At 70.4% G+C, this 6322-nt stretch carries 2 protein-coding genes and 5 pseudogenes; 3 read left to right on the top strand and 4 right to left on the bottom strand.

The window, feature by feature from the left end:
- A pseudogene (locus tag UK82_RS20415) lies at positions 1-255 on the bottom strand (RNA polymerase subunit sigma); the annotation flags it as partial.
- 1 nt (position 256) lies between these two features.
- Positions 257-444, bottom strand: a pseudogene (locus tag UK82_RS43005) (hypothetical protein); the annotation flags it as partial.
- Positions 445-1032: 588 nt separating this feature from the next.
- Between UK82_RS43005 and UK82_RS43000 the strand changes: the two are divergent.
- A pseudogene (locus UK82_RS43000) lies at positions 1033-1531 on the top strand (DNA glycosylase AlkZ-like family protein); the annotation flags it as partial.
- 125 nt (positions 1532-1656) lie between these two features.
- Here the strand turns inward: UK82_RS43000 and ctaD are convergent.
- Both ctaD and UK82_RS20400 read right to left on the bottom strand, forming a co-directional pair.
- A pseudogene (ctaD, locus tag UK82_RS20405) lies at positions 1657-3257 on the bottom strand (cytochrome c oxidase subunit I); the annotation flags it as partial.
- Positions 3258-3900: 643 nt separating this feature from the next.
- The gene (locus UK82_RS20400; protein WP_236706202.1) at positions 3901-4488 is read right to left on the bottom strand and encodes a MarR family winged helix-turn-helix transcriptional regulator; all 588 of its coding nucleotides are present in this window, start codon (positions 4486-4488) and stop codon (positions 3901-3903) included.
- Positions 4489-4564: 76 nt separating this feature from the next.
- Between UK82_RS20400 and UK82_RS42055 the strand changes: the two are divergent.
- Positions 4565-4908: pseudogene (locus UK82_RS42055) on the top strand (hypothetical protein); the annotation flags it as partial.
- A 1-nt stretch (position 4909) separates the two neighbouring features.
- A partial coding sequence (locus UK82_RS20395) for an MDR family MFS transporter (RefSeq protein ID WP_236706201.1) occupies positions 4910-6289 on the top strand: 1380 nt, incomplete at its 5' end.
- Positions 6290-6322 lie beyond the last annotated feature (33 nt).

The raw sequence follows: 6322 nt of genomic DNA, 5'->3' as shown, positions 1-6322 counted from the left end.
GGCATACCGGTCCGGCAGCGCGGCCAGGATCGCCTCCGCGCGAGCGGGGTTGTCCAGCGCCGGGCCGACCGGGGCGCCGACGGTGGTGAACATCGTCTGGGCGGAATCCTCGTCGAGCGTGGTGACGGCGACTCCCAGGGTGCGCCGCCAGTGCGCGGCAAGCACCGTGCGGGCGGTCGCGACCAGGTACGCCCGTACCTCACCGACGCTAGCCGACACCCGCAGGGGACGCAGCGCCGCCATGAACACCTCGGCNGTCAGGTCCTCGGCGTCCGGACGGTTCCCCACCTTCGCAAACATGATCCTGTACACCCGCTCCACGTTGTCGCGATAGATCTCCTCCCAGCCCGGATAGACGTCATCGGACACCACCCGCAACCGCGGCGGATCGGGACGCCCGAACACCCCGACGCCGACGCCGGCTCGACCACCGTCGCCGCCCAGGCCGCCACCTCTGGAGCCGTCACGGCCCCCGGAGCCGTCATCACCACCGGCGCCTCCGACCGCCTCCTCTTCCGTCAGGGTGCGTCGTCGGATCCACACCCGACCACCCGCCACCGGTCGCCACCGCCTCACAGCTCGCCATCGTCGCCGATCTATCGCCTCACCCGTACAGATAGGCGGGAGGGTTACACCCGCGCGTGCCAGGACCACCGCTCCGCCACGCGGCGCCGGCGGCCTGGCTGTGTGAGGCGTGCGCGGGCGAGCGCCTGCGCGCTGTCGAGAGCGTGGAGATGGTCAGGTCAGAGTGGAGATGGTCAGGACCAGAACCTTGCTCGCGGCCGGCCGTTATGTAGCGCGGGGGGAGGCGGGCAGAACAGCACGGATCATCGGGATCTGCAGTGGCAGGCGAGCCCACAGGGCGGCGGCCCGGACGCCCACGCCAACGCTGGTCCAGAGCCGGCCGAACCGCCGCGGGGCGGTTCCGCGGAACCGCCGGAGGCGCCATCCGGGATCCGCCGGTGAGCGACTCGCGGTGAAGAGACCCGGGCACACCTCAGCCGAAGATCTTGTGGGTACCGACGTGCAACCGGGGCACCGCACATCTACCGCCGCGGCGATCTGCCCGCCGTTGCCGCGGCCGTCGAGCCCTTCTCCGAGGCGGACGCCGGAAAACGGAAGGCGAGGTGTCGGGCCGGCTGGCGGAGATGATGGACGAGCCGTACCTGCGCCCCTGCCGGCCCTGCCGGGCCACCCACCTGTACGAGCAGCCGTTCCGGCTGGCCGCGCTGCGTGCCGGCCTGGAGCTGGCGGCCGGCACGTCTCCCCCGGTCCTGCAGCCCGTCCCGGGGTTCACCCGCGCCGCCTCGGTGCCCGCGCGCTTCGACTGCTCGGCCGCCCCGGCGCCGTGCTCGTGGACGGCGAGATCGCCGGCCTGTGGCGCCCCCGCGCGTCGGGCGCGAAGCTGCGGCTCCTGGTCACCCCGTGGCGGTCGGTCACGCCGGCGCTGCGCGCGTCGATCACCGACCAGGCCGAGCGGCTCGCCGCGTTCCGCCAGATCCGGCTCGTCGGCGTCGAGCTCGACGACTGACACCGCCGGCTCGCTGCTGGGCTCCACCGAGCTGAGCCGCACCGAGCTGGGCCGCATTTGAAACCGAAACCGCCCCGGATTCTCAGGAGTCCGGGGCGGTTCACGTGCACGCGGGTGCCGCGTTCTTATTCCTTGCGCCGTGGGAGCTGCGTGTGCGCGCCGCCGAGCTCCGGCGTCGCGTGGTAGTCGACGAGGCCGACGACCTCCGGGTAGTGCAGGTCGAAGGCGGGCCGCTCGGAACGGATCCGCGGCAGCGTCTTGAAGTTGTGCCGCGGCGGCGGGCAGGACGTCGCCCACTCCAGCGAGTTGCCGTAGCCCCACGGGTCGTCCACCGTCACGATCGGACCCTTCCGGTACGACGACCACAGGTTGTACAGGAACGGCAGCGTCGACAGCGCAAGCACGAAGCTGCCCGCGGTGGCGATGGTGTTCAGCGTGGTGAAGCCGTCGGCCGGGCTGTAGTCGGCGTAGCGGCGCGGCATACCCCGGACGCCGAGCCAGTGATCCACCAGGAAGGTCGTGTGGAAGCCGACGAACATCGTCCAGAAATGAATCTTCGCGAGCCGCTCGTTCATCATCCGGCCGGTGACCTTCGGGAACCAGAAGTACACCCCGCCGAAGCCGGCGAACAGCAGCCCGGCGACGACGTAGTGGAAGTGGCCGACGACGAAGTAGCTGTCCGAGACGTGGAAGTCGATCGGCGGGCTGGCCAGCAGAACACCGGTAAGACCACCGAACAGGAACGTCATCAGGAAGCCGACGGCGAACAGCATCGGCGCCTCGAAGCTGATCTGTCCGCGCCACATCGTGCCGATCCAGTTGAAGAACTTGACCCCGGTCGGCACCGCGATGAGGAACGTCAGGAAGGCGAAGAACGGCAGCAGCGCCGCACCGGTGACATACATGTGGTGCGCCCACACGGCGATCGCCAGCGCCCCGATGCCGATGGTCGCGTAGACCAGCCCCTTGTAGCCGAACAGCGGCTTGCGGGAGAACACCGGAATGATCTCCGTGATCATCCCGAAGAAAGGCAGGGCGATGATGTACACCTCGGGATGCCCGAAGAACCAGAACAGGTGCTGCCAGAGGATGGCGCCACCGTTGCTCGCGTCGAAGATGTGCGAGCCGAACCGGCGGTCGGCCTCCAGGGCGAGCAACGCGGCCGCGAGCACCGGGAAGGCGACCAGCACCAGGATCGAGGTCACCAGCAGGTTCCAGCAGAAGATCGGCAGCCGGAACATCGTCATGCCGGGCGCCCGCAGGCACAGGATCGTCGTGATGAAGTTGACCGCGCCCAGGATGGTGCCCAGACCGGAGACGGTCAGGCCCACCACCCACAGGTCACTGCCGACACCCGGCGAGTAGGCGGTGTTCGACAGCGGCGCATAGGCGAACCAGCCGAAGGAGGCGGCACCGTTCGGCGTGAGAAAACCGGCGGTGACCGTCAGGCTGCCGAACAGCCAGAACCAGAACGACAACGCGTTCAGGCGTGGAAAAGCCACGTCCGGCGAGCCGATCTGCAGCGGGACCAGGTAGTTCGCGAACGCGAACGCGATCGGCGTGGCGAACATCAGCAGCATCAGCGTGCCGTGCATCGTGAACAACTGGTTGTACTGCTCGTTCGAGATGTACTGCAGGCCCGGCCGGGTGAGCTCGGCCCGCATGAACATCGCCAGGACTCCGGCGAACGCGAAGAACAGCAGCGAGACGATGAAGTACATCACGGNGATGTCCTTGTGAGACGTCGTCCGCAGGTACTGCAACAAGCTCCTCACGACCCTGGGCGGGGCCTCGTCCACCGGCGGGTCCGAATGCCCGGCCGGCGTATCGTGCACGAGTGTCACATTCCACTCCCGATCGTGTTGCCGCTGCCGGCGGTGGCGCGCGCGGTCCCGGCGACGGGTGTCACGACCGCCGCCGGGCAGCCCACAATGAATGTGTCGTTACCGTCGGCGGGGACGGGCCCGACGGATAGACGGCCCCGGGCCGCGCGGCTCGGCGCACCGGCTCCAGAAACCTGCCGGCGCTGGTCACGTTATCCACGCGCTGGTTGCCACGACCCTGTCTGACGGCCCGCATTCGGGGGAACTCCGGCACCCGGGCCGGGCGCACAACGTCCTATGTCCGGCCGGCCCGCCATTGCCGGAAGCGCCCTCCACCCCTGTTTCGGGTCGGCCCATGGCCCGCCACCAGCACGTTCCTTGCCGCAGACCGACCGGCGAGTGCCGTCACGCCGCCCGGGACGACACCCGCAGACGATCAGAGCAGCCGTGATGGCCGGTTGACAGGCCGAACCCCCGAATTTCTTGATCCCCACCCGAACGGGTGGCCCGCCCCTCCGCCGCGGACTGCCTGGCCGGGCGTGGCGATCAGTCGGCTGGGAAGGCGACGGGGCGTGGACGCATCGCGGCGGGAATGGCGGGCTCCGCGTCGACGATGCGCATGAGCAGGCGCAGCAGCTGCTGCTGCTCGTCCGGCGAGAGCATCTGCACCGACGCCGGGGGAACGGACAGCAGCTCCTGGGCGTGGGCGAGAATGCGTCGGCCCTCCTCGGTCATCGCGACCGTCTTGGCCCGCCGGTCGGTCGGATGCGGCTCACGCCGGGCGACGCCGCGGCGCTCGAGCAGGTCGACGACGCTGGTCAGATAGCTCGGGTCGTAGCGGAAGGATTCGACGAGCTCGCGCATCGGACGCGGCCCGCTTGACAGCACCATAAGAATCTTGAAAGCGGCCGGCGTGAGATCGAATGCCTGGCAGACCGCGTGCATCCGGCCGGGCGCCTCGCCACTGAACATCAACGCCAGGATGGCGCGCCACGCTTCGCGAGCCGTCGTCTCGCCGTCCGTCACTCCGTCCGCAGTCACTCCGCCCGCCGCCGCCCCGCCAGCCGTCACCCCGCGCGTGGCCGCGCCCTGGGCAGCCACCTTTCCGGCGGCCTCCTGAGCGTCCTCGATCACCCCTCAATCGTAGCGGCACGCCGCCGCCCATATCGTGGTCCCCATCATATATTTGACACCACTCAACGAACGCCCGATGCTGGGCGGCGACAAGCTCTGTCCCGTCCGGTCGCCGACGGGGCGACGTCCCGGGTTCCTGCCCGATCGGCTCCGAAGTCGAGCGGACAGGTCCGAACTCGACCGACCGTCCCCAGCGCCCGCCACCTTCACCACGGAGATCAATGTGCCCGACCAACCCAACGCGGCCCCGCCGCCCGCAACCGCCGCGCCCGGGCCCGGGCCCGGGTCGGACGACAGGCTCGACCCGGCACTGATCCGGCTGTCCGTCACGGTGATGCTCGGCGCGATCATGGTGATCCTCGACACGACGATCGTCTCGGTCGCCATCCACGCGCTCGGCAACGAGTTCCACACGTCACTNTCGACGATCTCCTGGGTGAGCACCGGCTATCTGCTCGCGCTGGCCGTCGTGATCCCGCTGGCCGGCTGGTCGGTCGAGCGGTTCGGTGCGACGAGGATGTGGAACATCTCCCTGGCGCTGTTCGTCGCCGGCAGCGCCCTGTGCGGGGTCGCCTGGTCAGCGGAGGCGTTGATCGCCTTCCGGATCCTGCAGGGACTCGGCGGAGGCATGATCATGCCGATCTGCATGACCGTGCTCGCCCAGGCCGCGGGCCCGCGACGGATGGGCCGGGTCATGAGCATCATCGGCGTCCCGACGCTCATCGCGCCGGTCCTCGGCCCGGTCGTCGGCGGTCTGATCGTCGACCATCTCAGCTGGCGCTGGATCTTCTACGTGAACGTGCCGATCGGCGTGCTCGCCCTGTTCCTGTCCTGGCGCGTGCTGCCCCGCGACGACCGCGGCTCGGCGCACCACCGCCTCGATCTACCCGGCCTGGCGCTGATCTCGCCGGGGCTGGCGGCGCTCGTCTACGGCCTGTCCGAGGCAGGCAACGGCGGCGGCTTCGGGGCCGCGAAGGTGGAGGTCAGCATCGGCCTCGGCCTGGCGTTGCTGGCCGGCTTCGTCGGGTACGCCCTGCGCCGCGACGGCGCCCTGCTCGACCTGCGGCTCTTCCGTGACCGGACGTTCAGCATGGCGGGCCTCACGACCTTCGCGATCGGCGCGATGCTGTTCGGCGCGATGTTCCTGCTGCCGCTGTACTACCAGATCGCGCGCGGACAGAGCGCCAGCGACGCCGGACTGCTCATGGCACCGCAGGGACTGGGCGCCATGATCGCCATGACGATCGCGGGACGGGTCGTCGACCGCCGCGGCGCCCGGTCGGTCGTCCCGCTGGGCATGGCGCTCGCCCTGCTCGGCACGCTCCCGTTCACCCAGGTCGACGCGCACACCAACGAGGCGCTGCTGGCCCTGTCGCTGTTCGTCCGCGGGCTGGGCTTCGGAGCGGCGATGATGCCCGCGATGACCGCCGCCTACGCGACGCTCGAGCCGGCGGCGGTGCCGCGCGCGACCACGACCCTGAACATCCTGCAGCGGGTCGGCGGGTCGCTGGCCACCGCGCTGGTCGCCGTCGAGCTGCAGCACGCCATCGCCAGCCGGCTGCCGGGCGTCGGTGGTGGCGAAGGCGCCCTCGCCGAATCGGCGGGGGTGCAGCTTCCCGGCTCGGTCGCCGACAAGGTCGCCGAGGCGTTCGGCACGACGTACTGGTGGATCATCGCGCTGACCGCCGTCGGCTTCGTCGCCAGCCTCTTCCTCCCCGGCCGCCCCGCTGACCCCGCGGCGGACGGCCCCGCCAACCGCCAGCCGCAGATCCCGCGGCCCGAACCAGCCGGGGTGGAGTAGCCCACCGGCGGGTAGCGCCCCGAGCGCCCGACT

This window comes from Frankia sp. ACN1ag (genome assembly GCF_001414035.1).
GTDB classification, from domain to species: Bacteria; Actinomycetota; Actinomycetes; order Frankiales; family Frankiaceae; genus Frankia; species Frankia torreyi.
Note: the sequence above shows the minus strand (reverse complement) of the source record. Positions and strands in the feature narration are given on the sequence as shown.